Annotated in this window: 19 protein-coding genes; 9 read left to right on the top strand and 10 right to left on the bottom strand. The window is 55.0% G+C overall.

The genetic code is table 11. The features are described 5' to 3' along the window. Positions 1 to 589: 589 nt before the first annotated feature. From GS630_RS21350 to GS630_RS21340, 3 genes are all read left to right on the top strand, one after another. On the top strand, positions 590 to 2,074 hold the full coding sequence (locus tag GS630_RS21350) for an NAD(P)/FAD-dependent oxidoreductase (RefSeq protein WP_253285963.1): 1,485 nt from the start codon (positions 590 to 592) through the stop codon (positions 2,072 to 2,074). Between the two features lie 330 nt (positions 2,075 to 2,404). Next, the gene (locus tag GS630_RS21345) at positions 2,405 to 4,363 is read left to right on the top strand and encodes a hypothetical protein (protein WP_171621450.1); all 1,959 of its coding nucleotides are present in this window, start codon (positions 2,405 to 2,407) and stop codon (positions 4,361 to 4,363) included. A gap of 65 nt (positions 4,364 to 4,428) precedes the next feature. Next, complete coding sequence (locus GS630_RS21340) at positions 4,429 to 5,238, top strand: FkbM family methyltransferase (RefSeq protein WP_171621451.1); 810 nt, start codon at positions 4,429 to 4,431, stop codon at positions 5,236 to 5,238. Between the two features lie 36 nt (positions 5,239 to 5,274). Here GS630_RS21340 and GS630_RS21335 read toward each other — a convergent pair whose 3' ends face one another. The 4 genes from GS630_RS21335 to GS630_RS21320 form a co-directional block, all read right to left on the bottom strand. Further along, on the bottom strand, positions 5,275 to 6,300 hold the full coding sequence (locus GS630_RS21335; RefSeq protein ID WP_171621452.1) for a glycosyltransferase: 1,026 nt from the start codon (positions 6,298 to 6,300) through the stop codon (positions 5,275 to 5,277). Beyond that, positions 6,297 to 7,808: a hypothetical protein gene (locus GS630_RS21330; protein WP_171621453.1), complete on the bottom strand. Its 1,512-nt coding sequence runs from the start codon at positions 7,806 to 7,808 to the stop codon at positions 6,297 to 6,299. Before GS630_RS21330 ends, GS630_RS21335 begins: the two co-directional genes overlap by 4 nt. A gap of 7 nt (positions 7,809 to 7,815) precedes the next feature. Beyond that, positions 7,816 to 7,956 carry a hypothetical protein gene (locus GS630_RS21325; RefSeq protein ID WP_171621454.1) on the bottom strand — a complete coding sequence of 47 codons (141 nt, stop codon included), beginning with the start codon at positions 7,954 to 7,956 and terminating at the stop codon, positions 7,816 to 7,818. A gap of 82 nt (positions 7,957 to 8,038) precedes the next feature. Further along, entirely contained in the window at positions 8,039 to 8,749 is a 711-nt protein-coding gene (locus tag GS630_RS21320) for a methyltransferase domain-containing protein (protein ID WP_171621455.1), read from the bottom strand. A 537-nt stretch (positions 8,750 to 9,286) separates the two neighbouring features. Here GS630_RS21320 and GS630_RS21315 point away from each other — a divergent pair. Beyond that, the gene (locus GS630_RS21315) at positions 9,287 to 9,820 is read left to right on the top strand and encodes a VPLPA-CTERM sorting domain-containing protein (RefSeq protein ID WP_171621456.1); all 534 of its coding nucleotides are present in this window, start codon (positions 9,287 to 9,289) and stop codon (positions 9,818 to 9,820) included. A 68-nt stretch (positions 9,821 to 9,888) separates the two neighbouring features. On the opposite strand, the gene GS630_RS21310 is transcribed toward GS630_RS21315, so the two are convergent. From GS630_RS21310 to GS630_RS21295, 4 genes are all read right to left on the bottom strand, one after another. Further along, positions 9,889 to 10,758, bottom strand: a complete 870-nt coding sequence (locus GS630_RS21310) for a glycosyltransferase family 2 protein (protein WP_171621457.1) — start codon at positions 10,756 to 10,758, stop codon at positions 9,889 to 9,891. Then, on the bottom strand, positions 10,739 to 11,566 hold the full coding sequence (locus tag GS630_RS21305; RefSeq protein ID WP_171621458.1) for a CpsD/CapB family tyrosine-protein kinase: 828 nt from the start codon (positions 11,564 to 11,566) through the stop codon (positions 10,739 to 10,741). The genes GS630_RS21310 and GS630_RS21305 overlap by 20 nt, the downstream gene beginning before the upstream one ends. A 31-nt stretch (positions 11,567 to 11,597) precedes the next feature. Further along, a complete protein-coding gene (locus tag GS630_RS21300; RefSeq protein ID WP_216604517.1) occupies positions 11,598 to 13,079 on the bottom strand; it encodes a lipopolysaccharide biosynthesis in 1,482 nt (493 codons plus the stop codon). A 61-nt stretch (positions 13,080 to 13,140) separates the two neighbouring features. After that, positions 13,141 to 14,160, bottom strand: coding sequence for an ExeA family protein (locus GS630_RS21295; protein ID WP_371809153.1), 1,020 nt, complete (start codon positions 14,158 to 14,160; stop codon positions 13,141 to 13,143). Positions 14,161 to 14,654: 494 nt separating this feature from the next. Here GS630_RS21295 and GS630_RS21290 point away from each other — a divergent pair, with 494 nt between their 5' ends. The 5 genes from GS630_RS21290 (at position 14,655) to xrtD (ending at position 21,932) form a co-directional block, all read left to right on the top strand. Then, entirely contained in the window at positions 14,655 to 15,344 is a 690-nt protein-coding gene (locus GS630_RS21290; RefSeq protein ID WP_371809152.1) for a sugar transferase, read from the top strand. A gap of 67 nt (positions 15,345 to 15,411) precedes the next feature. Beyond that, a complete protein-coding gene (locus tag GS630_RS21285; RefSeq protein ID WP_171712233.1) occupies positions 15,412 to 17,871 on the top strand; it encodes a tetratricopeptide repeat protein in 2,460 nt (819 codons plus the stop codon). 113 nt (positions 17,872 to 17,984) lie between these two features. Continuing rightward, positions 17,985 to 18,599 carry a polysaccharide biosynthesis/export family protein gene (locus GS630_RS21280; RefSeq protein WP_171621461.1) on the top strand — a complete coding sequence of 205 codons (615 nt, stop codon included), beginning with the start codon at positions 17,985 to 17,987 and terminating at the stop codon, positions 18,597 to 18,599. Between the two features lie 144 nt (positions 18,600 to 18,743). Continuing rightward, positions 18,744 to 20,180, top strand: coding sequence for a hypothetical protein (locus GS630_RS21275; RefSeq protein WP_171621462.1), 1,437 nt, complete (start codon positions 18,744 to 18,746; stop codon positions 20,178 to 20,180). 132 nt (positions 20,181 to 20,312) lie between these two features. Further along, positions 20,313 to 21,932, top strand: coding sequence for a VPLPA-CTERM-specific exosortase XrtD (gene xrtD, locus GS630_RS21270; RefSeq protein ID WP_171621463.1), 1,620 nt, complete (start codon positions 20,313 to 20,315; stop codon positions 21,930 to 21,932). Between the two features lie 59 nt (positions 21,933 to 21,991). Here xrtD and GS630_RS21265 read toward each other — a convergent pair whose 3' ends face one another. Both GS630_RS21265 and GS630_RS21260 read right to left on the bottom strand, forming a co-directional pair. Further along, the gene (locus tag GS630_RS21265) at positions 21,992 to 23,242 is read right to left on the bottom strand and encodes a glycosyltransferase family 4 protein (RefSeq protein ID WP_171621464.1); all 1,251 of its coding nucleotides are present in this window, start codon (positions 23,240 to 23,242) and stop codon (positions 21,992 to 21,994) included. Then, positions 23,235 to 24,497, bottom strand: coding sequence for a nucleotide sugar dehydrogenase (locus GS630_RS21260; protein WP_171621465.1), 1,263 nt, complete (start codon positions 24,495 to 24,497; stop codon positions 23,235 to 23,237). Before GS630_RS21260 ends, GS630_RS21265 begins: the two co-directional genes overlap by 8 nt. Between the last annotated feature and the right edge of the window lie 371 nt (positions 24,498 to 24,868).

Here is a 24,868-nt window from a genome sequence, read left to right as displayed (position 1 = left end):
AACACTCGCAAGCAGTAGGACGGGAGCGGTTCGCCCATGTCAAGATTCACAAGGCTCCGAGTCATGATGCATCCGATTTTCGGGTACTCTGGCATCTGGGTATGCACAATATGACGGATGAGCGGGTATTGTTGATTAGCCCTCCTGCGTCAGATCCATAGGCAGATCGCAACATATTCTGCGGCGCGAATGGGTGGCGCGGTGGGTCAGAGACATGGTGCCCGTCGCAGCAGCGTTTCGGGTTTGACAATGGTGATTTCAAAACGTTGAAAGGCGGTTTTGAAGGTGAATAACTGTTTTACTATTCAATACGTTGGAAGCCTTATGTGCTGCCTGGAAGGCGCTCGCGATTGTGTTCCCTGCAAGTCGGACACCCGTTTTCAGGAGAGGTAATCGAGGTTTTCAGGCGGTCCGGATCTTTGGGTTTGGGTGCTGTAAGTGCCTGCTTACCCATGTTTCCATTTCGCTCTGCGCAGGGGGAAAAAATGGCCAGCAGGCATTCCTATTGGGGAGCCATTAGGAATTTGTTGTGAATCGACGATAACCTCTTGTACCGTGAGATAAGGGTTTTTGTATGGATGTTAGTGATTTGCCAAAAAATATTGTTCCAGTCGTAGTTATAGGGGGTGGGCCAGCAGGTCTGACAGCCGCCTACGAACTCCAGAAACTGAGTGATACGCATGTTCCCCGGGTTTTTGAGGCCTCGGATATGGTGGGGGGCATTTCGCGAACTGAAACGCATAAAGGCTACCGCTTCGATATTGGCGGGCACCGGTTTTTTACCAAGGTGCAGGAAGTCGAGGATATGTGGCACGAGGTGATGGGTGATGACTTCATCACCGTGCAACGCTTGAGCCGCATCTTCTACCGCAACAAATTTTATGATTATCCGCTGCGTATCTTCAACGCTCTGGGCAATATCGGTCCTTATGAGACCTATAAGATCATCGGCAGCTTCATCAAATGGAAGCTGCGGCCCAAGCCGCAGGAAGATACCTTTGAAGAATGGGTGATCAACCGCTTTGGCGGGCGGCTTTATATGCATTTCTTCCACAGCTACACCAAGAAGGTCTGGGGTATCCCGCCCTCGGAAATCCGGGCGGACTGGGCCGCGCAGCGGATCAAGAACCTGTCTTTGCCCAAAGCGGTCTGGAACGCGATTTCGGGCGCAAATGACACGGCCAGCTTGATTGAAGAATTCCAATACCCTCGCCTGGGTCCCGGTATGATGTGGGAAAAGACCCGAGATCTGATCAAGGAAAAGGGTGGATCGGTCGAAACCCATTCCGAAGTGATCAAGGTGAACCGCGAGGACAACCGAGTCACCTCGATCGATGTGCGTCATTGGACGGAAGACGGTGAAAAACACATTGAGAGGGTGGAAGGCACGGAGTTCATCAATTCTATGGCGGTACGTGATCTGATCCACGCTTTTGATCCGCCGCCGCCGCCCGAGGTTGTCGAGGCAGCAGATCGCCTGCGGTATCGCGATTTCCTGATCGTGACCCTGATTCTGGATCATGCTGACCCGTTCCCGGACAATTGGATCTACATCCATAGCCCCAAAGTGAAGGTTGGTCGTATCCAGAATTTCCGGGCTTGGTCCAAGGAAATGTTGCCCGACCAGAACACCGCGTCGATCGGGATGGAGTATTTCTGCCAGAAAGGTGACGGGTTGTGGTCATCCGCTGACGAGGATCTAAAGCATCTTGCCAGTGAAGAGCTTGAAAAACTCGGTTTGGCCAAGGCTGGTGATGTTATTGATTGCGCGGTTATCCGACAGCCCAAGGCTTATCCAGTCTATGACAGCGAGTACAAGGATGCTTTGGACACCGTCAGCGGCTGGCTTAAGTCGCTTGAGAACTTCCAGACTGTCGGTCGCAATGGTCTACACCGCTACAACAATCAGGATCACTCGATGCTGTCGGCGATGTATGCTGCCCGCAATATCATGGGTGAGAACAATGATGTGTGGGATGTGAATGTCGAACGGTCCTATCACGAGGAGTTCGAGGCCGACACCAAGAAAAAGTCGGCTGATGAAAAGGCCTTCCGCAAAAGCACTGCGCTCTGATCCCTGACCTTCAGCCCCCGGGGCTGCGCATTAGCGGATTCAGAGTGACTCGAGCTGGCCATACATACCGGATGGTCTGAAATGCACATGAAACGGACGCAGGTTATTTGTTTCCTCAATTCCTCCAATGAAAACAGATTTTCTGTATTGATACCGCACCGTGCCTGCAATCCATCCGGCTGGTACAAAACACGTAACCTGACGAGCATTACATGGTATCAGTAAATCGGTTGATTGAAGAAGCCTACATTCAGCAGGAAAACAATATGGTTTTTACTGTACGATTGGCGACTGCTGTATTTTGATGAGTTTGTATATGAAGTGATGCTATTGCGGCTTTCAATATTCCTGATTTTACTGACTGGCATTGTGCTGGCTGGTCAGGATGTTGCGGCGATACTGGCGGCAAAATCGGCGCTGGCAGATGGTGCCTCGCCCTACTTCATCGCAAGTGAAGTGCTGTTTTTGTATATCTGGGTGCCGTTGGCGGTCATGTCGGCATCAGCGTTGTTTGTTGCACCGGGCCTGCTTTTAGCGTTGGGAATTGCAACACCCGGGGATCGTTTCGAACACTGGCTGCTTAAGGGTTTTACGTTTTCCCTGTTTGGCGTGCCGGCCGCTGCGGCTGCGATGCAGGCCATCAGCGGTGTTCCCATGACCGGGACGGCGTTCACCCTTCTGAACGTCCTGCTCTGCCTGCCCGGCATTGGCCTGATCTCTGCCCGATCCAATCCGGATATCTTCCGTGGCAGGGGATGGGATGTCGCCGGTATGATCCTACTGCCATTGGCGGTACTGATCCTGATGTCGCCCAAGTTCTATTGGGAGGCGCTAAACGACGACGGCGCGCACAGCTTTCTGAACGCGATGCTGTTCATAACCCGAGGCCTGCCGTTCTGGCCACCGGAGTCCGGGGCGATTGGTGGCTATCCGACGCCGAAGATGGTGACGGAGACCTTCCTGCAAACCGGGTTTATGCGGTTCTTTGGGCCCTATGAAGTTTCCATTCGCCTGGCCTATCTGCCCGGTCTTTCGATCCTTTTTGGGGTCATGCTGGGTTTTGTACGCACTCCGGACGGGCGTACTGATGCGCGCTCCGTTATCGGGCTTGGGGCTGCGCTGTTGCTGTTTTCCTTCGTGATGGCGTTTAACCCGTCCTACAATCCGTATTTTGCTGATATCGCCCTGCCCATGACCCGCGAGCCGATGATCCTGCTTGGGGTGCTGGGCTATATCCTATTCTTTACTGAGCAGAGATTTGGCTGGATGGCGGTTGTGTCCACGCTGGCGTTGCTGACCGCGCCGAACGGTATCCTGCTGATCGGTTTCTTCCTGATTTCCTATTTCCTGCTGACCCGGCCCCTGCCGTTCCGGCAGGTGATCATCGGAGGAGTGATCGCCGTTGGCGTCGTGATCCTGGCATCGCTGCTTGAAATGGGGCTGCGGTCGTCGGGGCTGACAAGTGTGTCCAGCGAGTTCAACACGGGCAGCATCCTGCGCCGCCTGCGGTATGTCACAATCTTTGATACCGGACGGTTCTTGTTCTGGCTGCTGCCCTGCGGAATATTGCCCAGTCTCGCATTGCTCGCGTGGCGCTGGCAGGACAAGCTGTCCAAAGCCCTGACCCTGACCGTTATCGCCTATGTTCTGTTTTTCTATGTTCAGGCCTACCGCATCCTTCCGCATCATTTCGCACCCGCCGCAGTCATTCCGCTGATCGTTTTCTGGCGCCTGCGCCCGGTTCAGGCTGCGCCTGCACCGGCGCTGGTCTGCGCTCTGGCCGGGGTGATGGTCAGCACCTGGATCAGTTGGCCGGAATCATTGCGCCCGTTTACCCTGACGCGGGACTTGGGGCATCGCATTGCCATTGAAACCGAGACCGCCCCGTTCCCTGATCTGGACGAGATTCGCGTCGTCCAAGCGCTGATTGATGAAGCCTTCCCGCCGATCTGGACACGGGCCGAGCTTGAAAACCGCTATATGGCCGGTGGGCTTTCGGTTTATGTACATGCCGGAATGCCTGCGCCGGACAACACCGTCGCGGACTATTTCATCCGCGCCGCATCCGAACCTCTGCAAGACGGAGAGGTCATGATCGGCGATGTGGTCGAAGATCGGATCCTGGTGGTGCGTGATCGGGCTGCTTACGAAAGCGACCTTGGGAACACCGACGTTCCGATCAGCATTGCGCGTGTCTATCACGTGCCATTTGACATAATTTTTGGACGTGGAACGCGCGAAACGCTGTACCCGGTGTGGGATATCGCGAAAATTGCAGGGTTAAGGTAGCCGATGTCAGTGCAACAATGTTTTTGCCCGAAAAGCCGAAAGCGGGCGGTTAAGTGGAGAACTTTATGAAGCAGAATCTCACCAAGCTGGTTGAAACCTATCCACTCCTCCAGAAGCCAGCCTATTTCGCTTATATCGGTGTGGTTAGCACCCGGAATTTCAGCCGCCGATTTGCCATGAACAATCTTGGTTACATGCCCAAGCAGGTGTCGGACCGTGGGCAGGACATGTGGGTGATCAACGAAGTCTATAACGGCAAGCGCAACGGATTTTTTGTCGAACTGGGTGCTGCCGACGGGTTTTCCGATTCCAACACCTTTGCCCTGGAAAAGCATTATGGCTGGACCGGACTGTTGATCGAGCCCAATCCGGTCAACTACAACAAGATCATCAATTGGCATCATCGTTCGGCCACGCCAGTCCCGCTAGCCGTCGACCCCGAACCTGGCCAACTGGAATTCATGATCGACGGTCAGCGCAGCAGCCTGCTGGTGGATGAAGCCGACAACATGACCGAGCGCCGCGCCGCGAAACTGGCCAAGTTCCGCGAGAAGGGCAAGGTTGTCACTGTAGAAGCTGTGCCTCTGGAGGAGGTGTTCGACCGCTATGACGCACCAAAGGACATCGACTATTTCAGCCTGGATGTCGAAGGGTCCGAGACACGGATTCTGCGCAATTTCCCGTTCGACAAGTACCGCTTCCTGGCGATGACAATCGAGCGCCCTACGCCCGAGCTCAACGAGTTGCTGTTTGCCAACGGGTATCACTTTGTACGCAATTCGCTTTACGACACGTTCTATGTGCACGAAAGCAACCCGCGTTTTGATCAGATCGAGAAACTGCCGTTCGAGCAGCTGCCCGCCAAGCAGTTCTGATCTAGGTCCGATTAATCAGCCATGTCACGCGATCTGTCAGTTTCGCGTGACGCGCAGTTTCTGCTTTTGCCCCAGGACGTGATATTCGAACAGGCACCAGACATAGACGGTGGCAGAATAAACGTAATAGACCTGATGGTAGAGCAGGCATTTGAATGCAAACCATGGCCCGCCATGTCCGGCCATGGCGCGTACCAGATCCAGATTGGCGACCAAGGCTGCCGCCAGCAATAGCAGGGGCAGGGGCCAGGTCCCCGGCCAGAACGGCAGGGCCAGAAGCGACAGCAGCAACAGCCCTGCAATTGCGGCCCGCGCCCGCTCGGCCATCGACGTGTTCAGGTCATCCGTCAGCCCCTCGCGTGAAATCATAAGTCGGGCCCAGGGCAGGGCGCGGCAGAAGATATCCGTGCTCAGGCTGTTGCGGATGGTCCAGACTTTCAGATGTTTGCCCTGCAATTGCGGCTCGACCAGGATACGTCTGCCGGTGGCCGCGATCCGGTAGCCCAACTCGATATCCTCAATCGAGGGGACCTCATAGGTTTTGACATCAAAGCCACCGACTTCAAGAAACACGTCGCGCCGGATGGCACCACACCCGGCCCAGAAGGTGCGCGCCTCGCGGCGGGCACGCTGATGGTGATAGCGGTGCAGAAGGTTCTTGTAACGTGAAAACCATGACTGCCCGTCCGGGGCATCGTCATAAGATCCGAACATGGCGCCTACATTGTCTTCGGACATCGCCCGACGAATATGCTCGGGCCCGTCCGGCCATGCGATGACGTCGGAATCCACAAACCACAAGATATCGCCTGTGGCCTGTTCAGCGGCCAGATTGCGCGCCGCACCCGGTCCGCCGTTGACTGGTGTGGTCAGAACTGTCGCGCCCATTTCGCGGGCAAGAGCGGCAGTACCGTCGGGGGATTGGTCGTCCACGACCAGGAGCTGTTGCACCTGACCGGTATTCAGCATTTCAATTAATGGAGGCAGGACGCGCGGCAACAGGTGTTCAGCCCTGAAGGCAGGCATGATCACACTGATGGTAGGGGATTGATCTGACGTCACGGGGTTTCTCCGGCCGTGTCTTGCGGCGCTGATGATCGTTGAACAAGAAAAAGAAAGGCAGCTGTAAAGGGCAGTAACCACATCACGCGTGCGCCGTAACGATCCGCGGGCTGTGATACTCCCCCACAAACCAGCGCGTTGACCGCTATTCCGATGAGGATGAACAGCGCAAACAGCTTCAGCGGAGGCTCAATCCGTCCGGGCCATAGCAACAATACGATCACGGAGGCCGCAGAAATCAGGTAGATCGCCGAATGAATGGCATTGGCTGCCCCCAACCAGGATTGATCGCGCATTAGTACAATGTCGTCGAGAACCGCCAGTTGCGCTTCGGGTAATCCCGAAAGGGACTTGGCGTTGCGGGTAACGGACTCATTCGGAATGGTCATTTCAACACTATTCATACCTAACTGATCTACCGCATTCCCGCCCAGTGCCCAGATCGTTCCAAATGGGCGCGCGGCTAGTACCCGCAGAAAGAAGTCGCGCTGCTCGGCGGCCACTGCCTGTTGGTCCTCGATCGGCATCAGCCGGAAGGAGCCGAGATTTTCGGAACGCTCGAAAATGATATGTGTGGCGGTCAGACGGTAAGGGTCGTTGGACCAGGATAGCGCTTCATGTAGGGCACAGGTTGCCAGATCGTCCCGAGGGCACACCTCTTCGAGGTACGCCAGTCCAGGACCGTCCACAATCAGTCGCGCGGTGATATGAGGGGTATAAAGAACCTCTTTTTTAGTAACGGTCTCAGCGGCTAGCTCGAACGCTTTGCGCTCGGCAATGGCAAGACCGACCAGCCCCGTAATAAACGCCACTGCAAGCCACCGACCATGCCCAAAGCGCAGCAGGGCGGCCAAAATGGCAAAGGGCACCATGAGTACCGCGATCCCAAAATGTGAGGGGTGCAGCACAACAGCAAAACCGGCCAGCGCAAACGCGCCCAGCCACTCCACAGGATGCATGTGACGTCCTGCGGCTACAACCGTTGCAATCAGGATCAGTATCACCGATGTGAAAATATCCGGCATAATATAGGCGATATAGAAGGGCAGCGAGGTCGTCGCTGCGGCCAGTAACGGAATGCTCATCAGCTGAAGCGTGCTGCGTCCTGTTTGTGTGCTGCGTTGCAACGCCTGCACCGCCAACCAAACCGCAAGCAACAGCATTGCCAAATGGATGCCCGCAACCCCACCCAATGCATCGGCTCTCCAGAATGCGGCAACCAGAAGCGCATAGGCCATTGAGCGTGAGCCTACGGTCGTCTGGTCCTTTTTGCCCGCCTCTTCTGCCCGAGCGCGACTTGTCCCGATTTCTTTTCCGGAATCGTCCGATATGGGCGAGATCAGGGACAACGCCGCATCGCCCTGCTTAAAATAACTTCCCGTGTCAAAATAGAAGAGTGGTCCACGATTGATAATCAGAACCGCCAGACAGACGATTATTGTCGCAGCGAAAAGCAGAATCCCTCTGAGCCATCGGGACGATCTTTGGGATGCGTACTTAGCAGTCATTGCTGTCCTACAGCTCCTTCATTCCCAATACCGAAATACGCGATGTCGCCTTCAGCCCGTCTTCCAGCGCCACCTGTATTGTCCAGCCCGACTGGCGCTGCTTTGCATTGAGACTCATATCTTTGAGATCGCAATCGGACGCGTTCATCAGCTTTCTTGGCAGCCTCCGTCAATCAGGCCCTGGAAAAGCTCATCTCGCCCTGGTTCCGACTCAGAATTGCGGCACGTTATCACTTGATTGCAAGAAATCCTTCGAAGCAGATGTATTTCTGAATGCTCGTCACGTCCGCAAAGCCGGCCCGAGCGAGAAGATCCAGATTGCCTTGGGTCGAAAACGGTTCCAATACGCTTTTCAGGCTGCGTGATTTTTCGACGATCTCTTCGCTTGAAAAGCCGTTGCTGATTTTGAATTCGTTATAGAGTTGCGTCATGATGTCTTGGAACCGGGCATCTGGCCCGCGAACTTTTTCGAACATGACAAATGCACCACCCCAGTTCAGTGACTGGTAAATCTTGTTAAAAAGCTCCTGCCGATACCGCGGTGGGACGAATTGCATCGTGTAATAGCTGACGATCAAATCCGCCTTGTCCATTTCCATATGGCGGGCATCGTCGTGCAGGATCGTAATGTTCGGAACATCCGCACAATGGGCTTCGGCAACCTTCACCATTTCAGGCTCTACATCGATGCCGATCCAGCGGGCATCCGGTTTCCCGGAATTGTGCTCTGCCAGTTTGCGGATCAATTCTCCGGTCGACGTACCGATTTCGTAGCACAGGCTGTCATTGCGCACGAAGAAATCCGAAACTTGGCAAATCAGGCCATGGCCCATTTCATAAAGTGGCACGGACAGCTTGATGTGGTCGACAAAAGTATCGGGAACATTACCCCCAAAGGTCCAGTTCGCATTGTCTGCGGCTATGTTCTGGCCAACACCCATTCGCAACATCTCCTCGTTAACAGGCGGGCACTACAAACAAACGACTAAACGGCAAATTCCGATCGAGAATGCGTGCCTAAACTTCTTATAACAACGGCTCAACGCTACACGAATCTTCCCGAGCACCGAAGGAGAAATATGACCGGCCCCCTGCTTAAGGGCTTTTTCCCTGCCAGATGCGCATGACAAAGATCCAAGAAGACATTGTAAGTATACAATATCGACATAAAGGTGGCATTGTTTCCAATTTAAAGTAATCGCAAAAGTCCGATCCTAAGGGTTGCCTCAAAATAGGATGACCTCAGGCAGGCACGCCTCGTAAAAGCCGGATTCGCGCTAGATTCGTTACCGTATCGGAAACAAACGCAATGTTATGCCCCTATTGCACCCCATGAAGCACCCTAATGCCCCAAAATTGCCGCATTTTTTCAAAAAAGTCTTCGCAAGAGGATAAAGATAAAGTAAACATTTAGAGAGTTAGAGTTCACGCCATAGATGCGTGCAGATTGTGTGTAAAAAGGTCGAGGGTGGGAATTAATGCTTAAATCTTTGAAAATGATGGCTGCGGCGCTTTTCGCTGCCGTAGTGATGACAGGATCAGCCAGCGCGCTAACCGTGGTTCAGCCAAACAACAGTTATGACATTACGTCCGATAATCTTTTTATCGGTACTGTTGCCACCAATGGTGGACCCGGCATGTATTCGGTGAATTTCACATCGCCGGTTGATCCGCTAAAAGGGACCGCGAACGCATCTGTTACAATCAATGTGCTGGGCACATTCACCGGTCTGACAATGAGCTGGGTCGACGCAGCCAACCCCGCCAACGTTTTGGCGTCAACATCAATTCTTGGCGGCGTTCAGACAACGCTCCGCACGCTCTTCAGCAGCGTAGCGCCGAATTCTCTGAGCCAGAACCTGGTGTTCAGCTGGGCGAATTCACAGTCGGCAAATGGTGGCCCGGTTACGTTTGACTTTGACGTATCGGCGGTTCCGCTGCCTGCTGGTGGTCTTCTGCTGCTGACCGCGCTGGGTGGTTTGGCGCTGACACGCCGCCGCAAGACGGCCTGAGCGAAACAGTAACTTGACCTTTCTGGATGAGGGGCCGCACACATGCGGTCCCTTTTCTTTTGGCTTGCTTAGATATTGCCGCCCGCCGCCTGGCGCAGCATCCAGACCATCCGCTGGCATCTGAGCTTGAACAACGTGGATGTCGCCCGCAGAACCTCGCCGGATGACGCGAGTTTGTCGCTGGAAAAAACCTTGGGAGTATGTGCGATCGCGCTGGCGGGCATGGCCAGTCCGCGAAGCGCCCATCGAAGCCGTGCAACAGCATCAGTGCCGTTCAACTGGTAGGCCTCTTGTGTTGTGCGACGCCATTTCGCCCTGAGAGCGGGCCAATCTTGCCGCGATGGATGGCTGACCTGAAACGTGTCTTCGTAAATCAGACTGTAGCCATGGGCGACAGCGCGCATGGTCCACTCGCGATCTTCCGAGACACCGTTGATGAAACCGCCAACTGCATCGAACACATCACGCCGGGTCAGCAGATTTCCAGCGCCGGAAAATCCCTGAACCTCGATATAGCGGCGGAAATTGAAGGCAAAGACCGCTTCAAACGCCTCGGCGCCATTGCGCGGTGGCGGGGTTTCGTCAAACACATCGACACGCCCGCCAATCAGATCGGCGCGGTCGGCAATTCGGCGCCCGACTGCCAGCCAGTCTGGCGCGGGAACACAATCTGCATCAATGAAGAACAGCCGTGATGCGGTGGTTTCCGCCACGCCGCGATTGCGGGCATGGGCCGCACCTTTTTGCGATTCCACCACAAAACGCACCTCGGGAAAGGCCTGCTGTACTCCGTCCAGTGAAACGGGGGATGCGTTATCGACTACAACAACTTCCGTCCCTGTCAGATCATTCTCTCTGAGGGCCTGAAGGCATCTCTCCAGCCGGGGCAGATCGTTGTAGTGAGGAATGATGACCGCGTCAGTAGCTGCCGTACTCATTGCCGAATGCCCCACTGATATAACGGCATTTGTTCAACACGATACCCATGACCTTTGTCAGCTCTGCCAACTGCTGCTCGGCAACATCGATGTGATCGATGCTGGTCTCTTCTGCGGCTGCCAGAAGCAGGGCGCAATCGACATTTCTCAGGAACCCGTGACTGTCATCGCTCGCCATTAACGGCGGAGTATCGAACAACATGATATCAGGTTTGTATTCGGCTTCGATCTGCTCCAGCGTCTCGATCATCCGCTTGCTTTGCAGAATTTCCGCCGGGTTGCGTGTCGGTGTGTAGTTCAGGCCGAAGATCACGTTTTCCCCGTGGCGCAGGGCGTGCTCGTGAAAGGGCACGTTCCCTTGAATGACGTCCGCCATGTTGTAATTGCCGGATTGCTTCAGAATCTCGGCCAGCCCCCGGCGACGCATGTCGAAATCTATCACTATCGTCCGCAGATCTTCCTGCCGTCCCAGGCTGAAGGCCAGATTCGCTGCTGTCGTACTCTTGCCGCAACCGCTGTAAGGTGACGTGATGGCGACACGGCGCCAGCCGTTGGACTGGATCTGCTGTAACATCTTGGTTCGCAGCATGTCATAGGGCGTTGCATTGGGCCCGCCACGATATGACATCAGGCGGTTGCGGGATATTAGGCGTGACTCAATTTTGATCTCTGGCACCGACAGCCAGATATCTTCATCAGCATTCGCCTCAGGAACATGGCGCTGCTCGTCAGTCAACGGCAGAGGTTGTGGTTGGCGACTGTCGCGCGCCTCACGGGCTTTCTGAATCGCCTGCTGAAGACGTTCCATTACAGTTTCCCTAACTTAACGAGGACAGAAATCACCAATATACCTCCAGCTTGTCGATTACCCTATCGGTAATCAAATCCAACGGTAGATAATAAGTGTGCACGGCCCAAACCCCTGCGGACACGCCCACCAGGATCGCTAGAACGATGCTCACCCAAGTCACCCGCTGCATCATCACTTCGCCCTTGGAACGCACATAAGGGATGGTGGCGATTGGCCAAACGTCCAGCTTATTAATCAAGTCTTCCGGCCGGCGCGCAGCCTTGTTCAACAACTCCAGCAAAACAACCAGCCCCAACCCCAGTGCAATGCCAAAAAACGTCCCGCCGCCTGCAATCATCAGGCGGTTGGGTTTGGTTGGCGAACTTGGCACGGCGGGATGTTCGATCACCGAAATACGTTGCCCCTGCGAGGTGACTTCAATGCGCTCGCCGGTCGAAGCTGATGCCAAGCGGCTGACTGCAGTATTATACTGAGCCTGGATGTTACTGTGATCACGCTGCAGCTCCGCCAGCGTGATTGCGTTTGCCGGTGTCTGATCGATTGTCACAGTTACTTTTTCAAGGCTTTCCTCAGTTATAGCCCGTTGGGATTCAAGTGCAGCTATCTGTGAATCAAGCTGTGCCAATTGAAGATCGAGTGTCGAATTACCCGTCTGTTGACCAGACGGCGCAGCGTTGGTGGCCTGTTCATTTGCAACAACTTCTTCCAGACGGCTTATACGAGCCCGCAGTATCTTAATCTGCGGGCTGCTTTCAGAATAGATTCCCAGCTGATTATCCAACTGGTTGCGCAACTGACTGAGCTGCTGCTGCGCCTGTGTCTGAGGCTGCTGTACGGCGGTGGTGATCTGGCCGGTTGTACTATAGATATTCAGAAGTTTCTCTCGCTGATCACGGAGCGAGAAAATCTGCTGATCCGTTTGCTGAAGGTTGGCCTGCAACGACCCCTGCTGTGCCATCCGGAACTGTAGACTGGAAGGCAAAGCGCCGGAATTCTCCTGCTGGAACTCAAGAATCCGCGCGCTGCGCTTGTCGAGCTCATCGCTCAGACGCTCAACCTCCTGTTCAAAGAACTCCAGCGTGTCCGAAGCGCGTTCCTTGCGATAGGTAACATCAAGCTTCTGAATTTCCGTTAGGTATTCATTCAGCACCCCGGCTGCTATTTGCCCGGTTCTGCCTTCAAACGTGATGGTCATCAGGTTCGCCTGATTGCGACCGGCCGAGATGCTCACTCTTGTTTTGGCACGCAACTCATTGATGATCTCGTCAGGGCTGGCTTCTTCCTGATTCGGCAGCACTGCGAACTTTCGAGAAATGTCCAAAAGAACTGGGCGTGTCAGCAGCCGTTGCTCGACGATCTGCAGTTGTTCGAATGCAGGTGTCGTAACGGTACTGGCGGCCAGATTGCCCGGAATCTGTGGAGATTCAACGATCAGCCGCATCTGAGAAACATAGGATGGTGGCAGGATCATCGCGACAGTAATCGAAAGCGCAGAGACAATCGTCGCCACAACGAGGAAATACTGAAACCGTCTCAGAAAAATCGAGAAGTAATAACGAACAGGGCTCATGTCAGACTATCAGCTCCTTCTCGAGTGAGTTTCCTCCAAAGAACACACCGTCGTCGATCACTTGATTTACAACCCCCTCATCGACCTTTTCCGCCTCATTGGTCCAAGCGTAGAGCAGGGCGAAATCACAAAACTGATTTACTAGGCGAGGAACACCGCGGGTCTGCTGAAAGATCAGCTCGCAGGCTTCCTTTGAAAACTCGCCGCCCGAACCGCCAGCCGTTTTCATCCTGTGCCCAATATAAGCTTCCACTGACGCTTCATCCATCCGCTCCAAATGAAAACTTGCGGCCACACGCTGCGTTAGCTGGCGCATCTTAGGGTCCAGAACCATGTCCCGCAATTCAGGCTGGCCAACCAGAACAAGCTGAATCAGCTCATCCGTGTTTGCATTTATATTGGTTAGCATGCGGATTTCTTCCAAACCTTCGACAGTCAGGTTCTGCGCTTCGTCGAAAATCAGAACCACACGCCGCCCTTCCGCATATTCCGCGACGAGGAAATCCTGTAATTCCCGGAACAGCTGTACATAGGGGGCGTCGTTGTCGATTGGCAGGCCTAAAGCATGCAGGACCCATTGTAACAGCTCTCCTCGACCGCCTTGCGCATTCGAGATCAGCCCTACGGTGATCGAATCTTCCATTTCACTGAGAAGATGCTGAACCAGGGTTGTTTTTCCGGCCCCGATCTCACCCGTCAGCACTGTGATTGGTGCGCAGCTCATTATGCCGAACTGCAGCACCGAATAGCCGCGCTTGTGCAGCGGTGACCAGTACATAAACCCAGGATCTGGAAGCAGTGTGAAGGGCCGCTGGTTGAGCCCGAAATAATCTAGATAAAACCCGTCACTGGACGCCATTGCACCTCGGTTACCTTCTGCCTTGTCAAACCTTGCACCGGCCCCCTGGAGATTATCTGAACTCATACTCTGAACCACCAGAAATCCTTCACATAAAGAACACGTCACATAAACAAAAAGTACTTGGGTACGACTTTGCCACAAAATCAAGATAGCAGGCACCACTAAACTGCGCACGCGATGAATTGACCTGCCTTCCCCCCTCAATCAGAAGTATTTCCAGCAATTGTTTCCATCTACACCTTTAGAAAAAGGCCCGACGAAGGAGCCGCAGAAATCTGGCCTGAGTACGGGAAAAAGGCCTCGGAGAGCCCAATTTCAGACTCAAAAGCACAAAATTTCATCGATTGTTACCGGAGAAGAAACGATAGTTCGGTAACTTTTAACAGATCAGTCAGGCAAAGTTTCACGATACCGTCAGAAAATGCTTGTATTCAGTGACTCTGAAGTGTGCGTGTCCGCATTATTGTTTTGCAAGCCAACCTGAATTTGTTAACACTTGGTTACGGGAAAATGACCCCGCGAGTGAGTAAGCGCAGGGTCGAAGTGACATAAAAATACAAGACTTTTAGTATATGTAGTTGAGGTCGAGCGTGTTCTGTTCCTGAGTTTGGTAAGTGGTTCGTAAGTATTAGTGTGTGTTGGGGGTTTAAATAGTGACAAGTCATTCGAAAGACGTGGCCGACGCTGGCGCGGGCTACTCTAGCATCTCTGTTATGCCAACCTCAGTGCAATATTCGGGGTTCTACAGGGGTGTCGGAAAGCGCATTTTTGATATTGCGTTTACATTGCTCGCAGCACCGTTCGTCATTCCGATGATTGCGCTTTTGGCCGTATTTCTGGCCTTTCAGGGCGTGACGCCGTTTTACTGGCAGGAACGCGTTGGCAAGAACGGCAAGATTTTCAAGATGCTGAAAATCCGCACAATGGTGCATGACGCTGATGCGGTGCTTCAGAAGTATCTGGATGCCAACCCCGAAGCGCGTGAAGAGTGGAACCGAAACCAGAAACTGCGCGATGACCCACGCATCATCAAGTTCGGTACTTTCCTGCGCAAAACCTCGATGGATGAGTTGCCGCAGTTCTGGAACGTTCTTGTGGGTGAGATGTCCATGATCGGCCCCCGTCCGATGATGGTGAACCAGCAGGAATTGTATCCCGGTGAACTGTATTACTTGATGCTTCCCGGCATCACGGGGCAATGGCAGGTTTCCAAGCGCAACAATTCCTCGTTTGCCGAACGGGCTCAACACGACACCGAATATTGGAAAGGCATGTCTTTTTCCTCGGATCTGTCGATCCTAGTGCAAACGGTCGCTGTTGTGCTGCGCGGCACCGGCTGTTGACAGCAAGGGCTGCTCCTGAGTCTAGTCGAGCAGGGCTCTGTATTTTTCGCCGCCGGGAACACGTTTCATGACCACAGCAAGTAAATTCTGCTTTCCAATCGGCAATCGTCTGGTGATTGTCTTTCTAAGCCTCTCTCTGCTTCTGAGCGCCTGCGATACCGCTGAGGAGCGGGCTGAGGCTCATTTCCAGGCCGGGTTGGCGCATCTGGAGCAAGGTGATGTCGAGCGCGCGCTTGTCGAATTCAAGAATGTCTTCAAGCTTAACGGTCAGCACAAGGAAGCACGCCTGACCTTTGCGCGACTGGAACGCGAGCGGGGCAATCTGTCTCTTGCATATGGCCAATACCTACGACTGATAGAACAATATCCCGACAACTTCGAAGGGCAACGCAGCCTGGCCGAAATCGCGCTAGAGACAAGCAACTGGGATGGTGTGCGGCGTCACGGCGCAGCGGCTGCCGCGCTGGCACCAGATGATGTCGAGATCAAATCCATCAACAATACGCTGGCTTATACGGACGCGGTCAGAAACGGAGACGCCAACCAACTGGAGTTTGCCGTACACACAGCCCATGAGATGCTGGATGCCCGCCCTGATCTCCTTACGGCGCGACAGGTTCTGATCGACCACCTTATCCGGGAACGCGACTGGCATGGAGTGCTGGAAGAGACAGGCGCGGCCCTGAAATTTGCACCGGAGCAGCCAAATCTCTACTCGACCCGGCTGCTGGCGCTGCAAGAATTGAACCAGCCAGCTGAAATCGAAGCGTTGCTCAAGCAAATGACTCAGGTTTTTCCTGACGATCAGGGCATCGAGCAAGTGCTTGTTCAGCACTATATCGATCAGAACAACCTTGACGCCGCAGAACGGATGCTGCGTGCCGAGGTAGAGGCACAAGCCGAAGATCACATGCCAGCTCAGAGGCTGATCGCTTTTCTGAATGAACACCGCGACACCGCAGCCGCGATTGCCGAACTGGACGGGATCATCTCGCAAGGTGGCCCCAATGCCTCGCGTTTCAAGACACTCCGCGCGACACTGAAATTCCGTTCGGGCGACAAGGAAGCTGCTATTGCCGACATGCGTGCCCTGCTTGAGGGCGCGGAAAGAACCGAGCAGACCCGGGCAAACGAAGTGGAATTCGCCCGGATTCTGTTCCAGACCGGTCAACCCGAGGAAGCACGCCTTCTGATCGAAAATGTACTTTCCGAAGACGCCACGCAGGTGGATGCGCTTAAGTTCAAGTCGTCCTGGCTGATCGATGAAGACAATATTGGCGATGCCATTGTGCTTTTGCGTGAAGCCCTTGGTCAGGCCCCCCGTGACCCGCAACTGATGACACTGCTGGCGCAGGCTCATGAACGCAACGGCAACCGAGAGCTGATGGGCGAAATGCTGGCATTGGCGACCGAGGTCTCCCGGAATGCGCCGGAAGAGACGCTACGCTATACGCAGTTTCTGATTGCGGATGGCGATCTAGAAATCGCTGAACGCGTTCTGGTCGATGCCCTGCGTCAGGACATGGATCAGCCCGAGCTACTGTTCCTGCTGGGCGAGATCTACTTGGGAACACAGGATTGGGACCGTCTGGAAACGGTGCAGCGTTCGATCAGCGAGCTCGACACCCCCGAAGCGCGGCGCGTGGCCAATGAGCTTAAGGCCCAGAGGTTGGCAGCTCAGCAACAGACGGACGACCTAACGATGTTTTTGAAGGAGTTGGCCGAAGATCCCGAATTCGGACTGCCCGCCGATATCGCATTGATTCGCCTGATGCTGGTGCAGGGGAAAACAACCGAAGCGTTTGCCCGCCTTGATCAATTGCTCGAAGAGGATCCCGAGTCATTGCCAATCCGCCTGATCAAGGCCTATGCCCTGACCGGAAACGGTGAATATGATGAGGCCGCGCAGCTTTATCGCGCCGTTCTCGGAGAGCGTCCGGATATCACCAGAGCGTGGATTGCGCTGCATGCGCTTGAAACCGAGCATGGCACCCCCGACGCAGCCCAGAATATCCTGATCGAAGCGCTGGCCGCACAACCTGAAAATCCCAATCTTCTGATGCTGCAGGCGGCGGTTCATGAACGCGCTGGCGATCTGGATCAGGCCATTTCGGTCTACGAAACCCTCTACCCGCTCAGCAATCAGTCTCTGATTGTAGCCAACAATCTGGCAAGCCTGCTGACTACACATCGCGACGATCAGGAAAGCTTGCAACGCGCTCAGGTTCTGGCGCAGCGCCTTCGCGGCACGCGCGAACCTGCGTTCCAGGACACTTACGGCTGGCTGGCATACCGGCTGGGGAATTATGAAGAAGCGGTGGCCTATCTCGAACCTGCCGCTCGCGCGATACCTGACCATCCCTTGGTGCTGTACCATCTGGGCAAAGCCTATGATGCCGTTGGCCGAAGAGAAGACGCCTTGCGGGCATACCGGGCCGCTCAGGCGACAGGCATCCCGCTGGATATTTCACCCTCACTGGAGGAGGAAATTGAACGTACGAGCGTTGCCGACAATCCGGGGCAATAACACCCCGGGAAAGAGCGCTGCATTTCTGCCGCATCTCACGACCGCTGGACTCACAGCGGATTGTCTGAGGCTGTGGGAAGAGGCATAAACAGAAAAAAGTGAGAGATTTGAATATGCGGACAGTTATAGGACCATTGATCGCTTTCATCATCGCTATGATTGTGGCGACCGGGGCATGGGCACAAAGCTCGTACCAGATTAAGCCGGGCGATGCGCTTCAGGTTGAAGTGCTCGAAGACCCCACCCTGAACCGAACAGTTCTGGTGCTGCCGGATGGTTCCATCAATTTCCCGCTTGCCGGATCGCTTCGGGCCGCTGGTCGATCGACCAATGGGCTCAGTTCTTCTCTCGCATCGGCGTTGTCCTCGAATTTCAACACGCCGCCAACCGTCTTTATCTCGGTCGCATCGCTGGCACCCCCTCCTCTTCAGGGCGGGTTGGCCGCAACCGGCCCAACCATTGATATTTTCATCATGGGCGAGGTCAACATACCGGGAAAGTTTCTGGCGACCGAAGGTACAACCATTCTTCAGGTTTTGGCTCAGGCTGGAGGCCTGACCAATTTCGCGGCTCGCAAGCGCATCGAATTGCGCAGAGCTGACAGTAAAACAGGCGTGGTGAACAAATATATCTATAACTACAATGGATCGGGCGGTGGCATCCAAGGCAATACAGTGCTCAGAACCGGAGATGTTGTGGTCGTGCCATCACGCCGCTTGTTCGAATAGAGGCTGATACAGGTGGGAAAATCGAAATTCAGGCTGTCCACCGTTCTGGGGGGTGGGGCTGCTTTAATAATTTCAGTTATGCCAGTTGTTGGGCAGCAAACCTCAACAGCGCAAACGACAACACAGCAGACACAGCAAACAACCGTGCAACAGGCGCCGGTCACATCAACGCTTGTACAGCAGTCACCCAGCCAGCAGCTTATTTCGCAGCAGGCGCTGAGAAACCCGGCGCGGCAGGTCGGCCAGCCATTGACCGGTCAACCGACCGGCACCGGAACCGGCCTGACTGTGACACTGGACTACCTGACCTCGCTCAGACATGACGACAACCTGCGTCTGACCGACCCGTCGCTGGGGGCGACCACCTGGTGGGAAAACACGCTTGCCCTTGGAGTTCTGAAACAGACAACGGATTCGACGCTGAGATTCGATCTGTCTGGGCTATACCGGATCGCCAATGAACCAATTATCGGAACGGAATCCAGCTTCTCGGATCCGCTCGCACGGCTGGACTATCAGCGTATACGCGCAAACAGCCGGCTTGGTTTGCTTGCTGAATACCGCGAGAGAGACCTTGCCTTCAATCGCTCGCTGACGGACACGAATCTGGATGGCGTCATCGACGCCTCGGACGTGATCGGCACCATAGGTGATCAGGTCAACACACGCGGGAATCTGGACTGGGAAACCGGCCTGAACGATCCTTTGGGATTCCGCTTCACTTACAATCACCGTGAACGCAGCTATACGAACACAATCGACCCGAACCTGTTCGACAACCGGTCCGACGATTACACAGCTGCGGTTCTATTTCGGTTTTCTCCGGTTCTGCAGGGTAACTTGAGTGTCGATTACCGGGATTTCGTGGCTGATGACAACGTCCAGACGGATCGGCAAACAACAGTCGTATCAACGGGTGTGACGTATAATATTTCCCCCATCACCAGCCTCAGTGCGAACATCGGTTACAGCCAGGTTGACGACACACAGCGTGCCAACAACATAAATGACGTGACCGAAGATTTCGTCTGGAGTTTTGCATGGAGCAAGACGCTGCCGGATGGAACCGCCGATGTTCTGTTTGACCAGACATTCGGTGTGAACGGCTCCAGAATCAACGCGACGGTCGGTCGAACCTTCCAACGCTCCAGCGGGTTGTTCGGCTTCAATGTCGGCTTTACTCGGGGACCTTTTGACGAAGTGACGCCGATTGGTCAGATCGACTACAGCTATCAGTTGGCCAGTTCTCGAATCGGCGCGACGATTCAACGACGGGTCGGCACCAGTACACAAAGTGTGGAAACCCGGCAGACTCTGGCCTTCCTGACATATGATTATTTCATAAACCCGGTATCCGGCCTGTCTTTTAGTGTTAATTTCATCGATCAGGAAGACGAAGGGACGGGTTCATCCAATCCAAGACAGCGCGGCACATTCAACGCCTCTTATACGCGCGCGATCACAAAGGATTGGGCGCTCAACGTAGGCTATCAGTACGAGATGGACGACCAGAACGGCTTTAAGGCAACCTCGGACTCGGTCTTCCTGACGCTTGGGCGGAGGTTCACCCTCAAACCCTGATTTGCTTTGGCTGGGTTCGTGTCGTCAACAAATACTCCAAACACTACGTATTGTATCGCCTTCAGATCAAAATCACGGGAGCTTGTGTCACCATGATTTCGGGGCGTGGTTTATTATGCATGATGGGTAGTGATGCATCGTTTCGATTCGAAAAACGGCCGCGACAATATCATTGAAGCGGCCCGAGGCGGCCTGCCGGTCATAAACACCGCAGGGTTGTTCTGGTTTGCCTTGTTGTTGCTTGGGTCGGTGCCCGTCTTCTGGATCGGGATCGTGTCGTTGGGAGCTGCCTGGAGCACTCCGGAATACAGCCATGGTCCGCTGATCCCGATCATTTCGCTGTATCTCTTCCTGCGTGAACTTAGGGACATGCCGCCACCCAATCCGGTCGTGCGCGATCGGTGGCCGGGTGTGGCGGCGATTGCCGTGGCCCTGCTCATCGCCATTCTGGGCAATCTGGCCCGCATCTCCGACATCGTCACCTATGCCATGATCATCTGGGTGGGCGGCGTTATGCTAACCGTATTCGGCTGGCAGCGGGGCAAATACCATCAGCTGCCCGTGCTGCATCTGGTGTTCATGCTGCCCCTGCCGCAGTTCGTCTATTGGAAGCTGACGATCTTCCTGCAATGGATTTCATCCGAGCTGGGCGTGTGGTTCGTGCAGATGGCTGGTGTTTCGGTCTTTATCGAAGGCAACATCATCGATCTGGGGGTCTACAAGCTGCAGGTGGCCGAGGCCTGTTCAGGCCTGCGTTACCTGTTCCCGATCCTCAGCTTCTCGTATCTCTTTGCCCTGCTGTATCGTGGCCCGATCTGGCACAAGGTGGTTCTGCTGGTTGCAGCCGCACCTCTGACAGTACTGATGAACTCGGTCCGTATCGGTGTGATCGGTGTGCTGGTCAACCATCACGGCATCGAACATGCCGAAGGCTTCATGCATTTCTTCGAAGGCTGGATCATCTTCCTGCTTTGCGTGGTCATTCTGTTCCTGATGGCAATCGGGTTGCAGCGTCTGGCCCCAAACCCGCAGCCTTTTGCCGAAACAATCGATCTGGACACCCAGGGGCTGGGCGCCGTCGCACTGCGTTTTTTGAGTATTCGCGCATCAGTGGCGTTGGCCATCGCGGCACTTTTAACTTTGGCGGTTTCTACTGCGTGGACCCTGCGGCCGGCCTCAGAGGTAAAGCCAATCGAGCGGGATCCGTTTGTGCTTTACCCACGCCAGTTGGGCGATTGGTCAGGCTCGACCACTAGCCTTGATCCCAAGGTCGAACGGACACTGGGGGCCAGCGATTATCTTCACGCCACCTATATCGATAGCGGGTCGGGTGACTTCGTGAACATGTTTGTGGCCTTCTACAACAAGCAAACCGATGGCGACGGCATCCATTCGCCCGAGGTTTGCCTGCCGGTTGGCGGTTGGGAAATCTTCAGCCTGGAGCCTTATGAGATCAACCCGGGCGACACACCTTATGGCAGCTTCACCGTAAATCGCGCGGTGATCCAGAAAGAGCTGTCAAAACAGCTGGTCTATTACTGGTTCGAACAGCGCGGCAAACGTATGGTCAACGATTTCCGCGCCAAGTTGAGCGTTATCCAGGACGGTTTCACTATGGGCCGCACCGATGGTGCCTTGGTCCGCTTTGTGACCCCGATCCTGCCCGGTGAAACCGAAGCGGATGCGGATGCAAGGCTGCAGCGGTTCATGGAACCCAGCCTGAACCGCTTGCCGCAATTCGTGCCGTTCTAAGCCTTTGAAGTAGTGCGCAATATAATCCGAAAACCAGTTTTCACTTTTCGGATTGCGCTTTAGCCCTTCCAGATCCGCTTATACGCTGCAATCAGCGCGGGCACCTGATGGGGCCAGGCCATCTCAGCCTCGACCCTTGCACGCCCATAGCGGCCCATGGCAGCGCGGCGCTCGTCATCCGCCAGCAGTTCGGTGATCTTGTCGGCCATATCCACTGGATCATTGGCCTTGGCATAAAGCGAGGCCTCCTGCGCCGAGAACCGCCCTTCGGTCACGTCGAACTGAACGATGGGTTTCTCGAACGCCATATATTCGAGAATCTTGTTCATGGTGGATTTGTCATTCATCTCGTTCACCCGGTCCGGGTTCACGCAGACATCGGCGGTCGACAAGATTTCGAACAGATCCTGATCCGGCGCACGGCCGGTGAAAGTGACATAGTCCGACAGGCCCATATCGACGGATTGCTGCTTCAGCTTGTCCAGGCTGGGGCCGCCGCCCACAAGGCAGAACTGAATGTCGTCGCGCCCCTGAACCTGCACCAGATGCGCCACGGATTCCAGCAGCAGATCGATGCCTTCCTGATCGCCCATGACGCCGACATAGCCGACCATATATTTGCGCCCATTGCGCCAGTCCGGGTTCGGCGGCAGGTGCTGCAACCGGCTGAGATCGGGGCCTGAGCGGACGATAAACACATCCTCGGGCGCCATGCCGCCGCGTTCGATGGCGATCTTGCGATAGCTTTCATTGGTGGCGATCGATACCCGGGCCGAGGCGAAGGTCAGCCGTTCGAACGTCTTCATCAGCTTCCAGAAGAACCCGCGCTTGTCGAACTTGGCCTCATAAAGCTCGGGGTTGATGTCGTGATGATCGAACAGATAGCGCACGCCAAACAGCTTGAAGGGCAGCGCCACCAGAAAGATCAGGTCAGGCGGGTTGCAGCCATGGATGACGTGAAAACCGCGGGTAAACTTGATCTTCAGTGCCAGCCAGCTTTCCCAGAACAGCGCCGCGCCATATTCCAACAGATACCCCAGCGCGCCGCTGGCATCCAAAGGCAGCGGGTGGCGATAGACCTTGATGCCTTCGTCTTCCCAGACACGCTCCTCATGCCCCTTGCCAGTCGGACAGATGACCGAGACCAGCGCGCCTGCGGCGGCCAGCGTGCGGGCCTCCATCCAGACGCGGCGGTCGAAGGGCACGGGCAGGTTTTCCACCACAATCAGAACCTTCAACCCTTTCAGGGGTTGGCTCTGGCGCAGCTCGTCGAACGAGATCGGCTGAATGGCGGATACGGGGCTAGTCATATTCATAGGTTCTTAGCACCTCTGTATCGCCAAGGTTCAGGTCATTCACGATCCGGTTTGATCCAACCACCAGATCCCAGGGTCCGGCCTCGGCCGTAGCGCGATCCACCAGCAGGCTGCCCACATTGGGCAAATGGGTAAAGGCATAGCCCAGGTTCTGTCCGCGCAGGTCGGCAGGCTTGATGGCCGGGTCATAGACCGACAGCTGATAACCTGCCTGTAACAGGCGTCGGGCGATATCGACATTGGGGCTTTCGCGCAGATCGTCGGTTCCGGCCTTGAAGGCCAGCCCCGCCATCAGCACCCGGCCCCCGTCAGGCAACCGCGCCATGATATCCTGCGCCTGATAGGTCTTGTGCGCCTGGTTGGTCTGCAACAGGCTGTCGATCAGATGGGTATGCGCCCCAACCTCGCCCGCGATATGCTGCAGCGCCCGCACATCCTTGGGCAGGCACGATCCCCCGAACGCGCCCCCGGGACGGGTGTAATAGGCCGAGATATTCAGCTTGGTGTCCGAGACGAAAATCTCGTGCATGGTTTTGGCGGATACGCCCATGCTGTGGCAGATGCGGCCGACCTCATTGGCGAAGGCCACCTTGGTGGCGTGCCAGGTATTGTCGACGAATTTGGTGATCTCGGCCTCTTCAAAGGCGGTATAGAACACCGGCGCATCCAGCCCTTCGTGCATTTCATCCATCACTGCGGATCGGTTGCCGTCTGCTGTACCGACAACGATCTTGGGCGGGTTGAAGAAATCATCTACCGCCGAAGCCTCGCGCAGGAATTCGGGGTTATAGACAATCTCGACCGCCTGCGCCGTCCGATCGCCCAGATAGCTTTCAAAGATCGGCTCGATCAGCTGCCGAACGGTGCCCGGCCGGAAGGTGGACCTGTACGCCACCGTCAGAGGCCGCGCCCGGTCCGGCGATACGGTTTCAGCAATCTGGCGCGTCACCTCGGCCACAAAACTCATGTTATGCGAGCCATCTGTGGAACTGGGCGTACCGACACAGACGATGGCCAGATCCACATCCCTGAGGTCCGGCATTTCAACCGAGGCGCGGATCAGGTTCCTGGCCAACGCTTCGGTCAGCAACTCGGCCACTTTCGGTTCCTTGATCGGGGGCTGCCCGGCGTTGATCTCAGAGACCTTGTCGGCATTCACATCGACGCCGATCACCTCATGCCCCTCGCGGGTCAGACAGCACGCCGCCGTGAACCCCACATATCCCAACCCAAAAATTGCAATCTTCATACTCTTTTACCGTTTTAAAACTGTCAGGCGGTGTTCTTGCTGCTGATATAAATATCAGGTGCCCTGCCGTAAGCGCCCTTGCATAGTCAGAGAGCTATCTGGGAAACTTTTAAAAAATTACCCTATAAAGTGCTGCATTTTTTTGACACGAAACAAGAGTACACATTAGAAATCGGTTCAACATTCTGACTCAAAACGAAAATCATGGAGTTTCCAATCGCAACACACCAACGCTCGTTTGAATATCAATTCGACCACCGGTTTACCAGTGTGGCGACTCTGTGTGTTCAGGCCCGGCTGTGGCAAAAGAAGAAAGCGAAACATTTGTCTGCTATGCTGTCATTTGTCTCCAAATTGGAAAGATAGTGCTT

The sequence above is a fragment of the Ruegeria sp. HKCCD7303 genome, from assembly GCF_013111185.1.
Taxonomy (GTDB): domain Bacteria; phylum Pseudomonadota; class Alphaproteobacteria; order Rhodobacterales; family Rhodobacteraceae; genus Ruegeria.
The sequence above is the reverse complement of the archived record's forward strand: the minus strand, read 5'-3'. Positions and strand labels throughout refer to the sequence as shown.

Excerpts from the sequence above, each read along its gene's own strand:
- GS630_RS21315 (WP_171621456.1), top strand. The coding sequence starts at position 9,287 with ATGCTTAAATCTTTGAAAATGATGGCTGCGGCGCTTTTCGCTGCCGTA.
- GS630_RS21325 (WP_171621454.1), bottom strand. The coding sequence starts at position 7,956 with ATGAACGCGTCCGATTGCGATCTCAAAGATATGAGTCTCAATGCAAAG.
- GS630_RS21260 (WP_171621465.1), bottom strand. The coding sequence starts at position 24,497 with ATGAAGATTGCAATTTTTGGGTTGGGATATGTGGGGTTCACGGCGGCG.
- GS630_RS21285 (WP_171712233.1), top strand. The coding sequence starts at position 15,412 with ATGACCACAGCAAGTAAATTCTGCTTTCCAATCGGCAATCGTCTGGTG.
- GS630_RS21280 (WP_171621461.1), top strand. The coding sequence starts at position 17,985 with ATGCGGACAGTTATAGGACCATTGATCGCTTTCATCATCGCTATGATT.
- GS630_RS21320 (WP_171621455.1), bottom strand. The coding sequence starts at position 8,749 with ATGGGTGTTGGCCAGAACATAGCCGCAGACAATGCGAACTGGACCTTT.
- GS630_RS21305 (WP_171621458.1), bottom strand. The coding sequence starts at position 11,566 with ATGGAACGTCTTCAGCAGGCGATTCAGAAAGCCCGTGAGGCGCGCGAC.
- GS630_RS21340 (WP_171621451.1), top strand. The coding sequence starts at position 4,429 with ATGAAGCAGAATCTCACCAAGCTGGTTGAAACCTATCCACTCCTCCAG.
- GS630_RS21330 (WP_171621453.1), bottom strand. The coding sequence starts at position 7,808 with ATGACTGCTAAGTACGCATCCCAAAGATCGTCCCGATGGCTCAGAGGG.
- xrtD (WP_171621463.1), top strand. The coding sequence starts at position 20,313 with ATGCATCGTTTCGATTCGAAAAACGGCCGCGACAATATCATTGAAGCG.
- GS630_RS21265 (WP_171621464.1), bottom strand. The coding sequence starts at position 23,242 with ATGACTAGCCCCGTATCCGCCATTCAGCCGATCTCGTTCGACGAGCTG.
- GS630_RS21310 (WP_171621457.1), bottom strand. The coding sequence starts at position 10,758 with ATGAGTACGGCAGCTACTGACGCGGTCATCATTCCTCACTACAACGAT.